Source organism: Oleiphilus sp. HI0123, from assembly GCF_001635315.1.
The window spans coordinates 1-2301 of sequence record NZ_LWGE01001307.1; the positions used below are offsets into that span (position 1 = coordinate 1).

1 protein-coding gene is annotated in these 2301 nt (G+C 44.7%); it reads left to right on the forward strand.

Annotated elements, in window-relative coordinates; genetic code table 11:
- Positions 1-372 precede the first annotated feature (372 nt).
- Positions 373-2301 (forward strand): type I DNA topoisomerase (gene topA / locus A3761_RS15905; RefSeq protein ID WP_068750485.1); only part of this gene is annotated, 1929 nt, incomplete at its 3' end.

Genomic DNA, 2301 nt, shown 5'->3' on the forward strand with positions numbered 1-2301 from the left:
TGTTGCCTTAGTTTGTTAATGCGAAGCTTGCGCTTTTTCATTGCTTGTTGGCGGCTATAACTTATGCCACTGGCAACCATTGAGATAACAATGATGGAGGCTATCAAAGATATTATAAGTGTACTATTCATGTGGACTATGTTTNAGGCTTTATTCCCTTTAAGTGTAGCAAAGGCTTTAAAAATGCTAGCTAGTTTGTTCAAAAATCAGAAAAAAACATTGCAATGACTTGACCCTTTAGCTACAAATCAATATATATGTCGCCTTATATATTCAACTTATTCTCACGTTTGTTCTTTTTAGGGTATGTTTTGCTGAAAAAATATACAGCTAGATTGCAGCGTATGAGCAACCACTTTAGTTTGGAGTTTTATGGGTAAGTCCCTCGTTATTGTCGAGTCACCAGCAAAAGCTAAGACAATTAATAAATACCTCGGTTCTGATTACATCGTAAAGTCCAGTGTGGGGCATATTCGTGATTTGCCTACCTCGGGGGGGGGTTCTACCAGTACCCCTCAAGAGCGTGCTAAACAGGCTGCTGCTACACGTAAGATGAGCCCGGAAGAAAAAGCGGTTCATAAAGCGCGTAAAGCCAAGGAACAGCTAATTGCCCGTATGGGGATCGACCCGGAAAATGACTGGGAAGCACGCTATGAAGTGCTGCCTGGTAAAGAAAAGGTTGTTACCGAACTCAAGAAGCTCGCTAAGAATGCCGATCAAATCTTTCTCGCAACCGATTTGGATAGAGAGGGAGAAGCCATTGCTTGGCACTTAAAAGAAGCAATTGGTGGCGATGATGAACGCTATAAGCGCGTTGTCTTTAATGAGATTACCAAGAAGGCAATTCAAGGAGCTTTTGAAGTGCCGGCAGAATTGGATCAATCTCGCGTTGATGCTCAACAAGCCCGCCGTTTTCTGGATCGGGTGGTTGGCTTTATGGTTTCACCTTTGCTTTGGGCGAAGGTGGCACGAGGACTTTCAGCCGGTCGTGTACAGTCTGTTGCTGTACGCCTGATTGTTGAGCGTGAGAAAGAAATTCGAGCGTTTGTCCCAGAAGAATATTGGGAAATGTTTGCTGACCTCTGTGCTGATAAAAAAGGTGATACACGCTTTCAGGTCAGTCGCTATCAAGGTAGCGCTTTCCGTCCGGTAAATGCTGATCAAATCAAAGCTCACCAAGAGGCATTGAATAAAGCCGCGTTTGCAGTTTCCAAACGAGAAGACAAACCGACAAGCTCCAAGCCTAATGCTCCGTTTATTACTTCTACTTTGCAGCAAGCAGCCAGTACTCGATTAGGTTTTAGTGTAAAGAAAACCATGATGTTAGCTCAGCGTCTTTATGAAGCGGGCTATATCACCTACATGCGTACTGATTCGACGAACTTGAGTGAAGATGCTGTCAACGCATGTAGAGATTATATCGCTGAGAACATGGGTAGTAAGTATGTGCCTGATGCGCCGAGACTATATAGTAGTAAAGAGGGAGCTCAGGAAGCTCACGAGGCGATTCGTCCATCTGACGTAACGGTGCTTACCTCAGGCATAAAAAGCCTTGAGAAGGACGCTGAGAGACTGTACGACTTGATTTGGCGTAACTTTGTGGCCTGTCAGATGAATAATGCCGAATTTTTGAGTTCGTCTTTGGAAGTGACAGCGGGTGACTTTACACTTCGTACGCGTGGTCGTGTTATGAAGTTCGACGGTTTCTTGAAAGTGTTGCCGTCGAATAGCAAGAAAGACGATGATGTCATCCTTCCTGATCTTCAGGTTGGCGATGAACTATCTTTAGATAAACTGGATCCCAAGCAGCATTTTACCAAACCGACTGCGCGCTATTCAGAAGCCGCTTTGGTTAAGGAATTGGAAAAAAGAGGGATCGGTCGCCCTTCAACTTACGCAGCGATTATTTCAACGATCCAGGATCGTGGCTATGTGAAGCTTGAAAACAAGCGTTTCTACGCCGAGAAGATGGGGGATATTGTTACCGATCGTTTGGTTGAATCTTTCTCTGAGCTGATGGACTACAGTTTTACCGCTCAGATGGAAGAACAACTGGATGATGTTGCTCAAGATGAAAAGGACTGGAAAGCGGTTCTTAATGATTTCTACGACCATTTCACAACTCAACTAGACCAAGCACAGTCGCTTGATGGTGGTATGCGTGAAAATGATCCAACCGAGACAGATATTCCTTGCCCTAGTTGTGGTCGTCATATGCAGGTTCGTACGGGTAGTACGGGCGTGTTTTTGGGCTGTTCAGGTTACTCCTTGCCGCCAAAAGAGCGTTGTAAATCGACGATC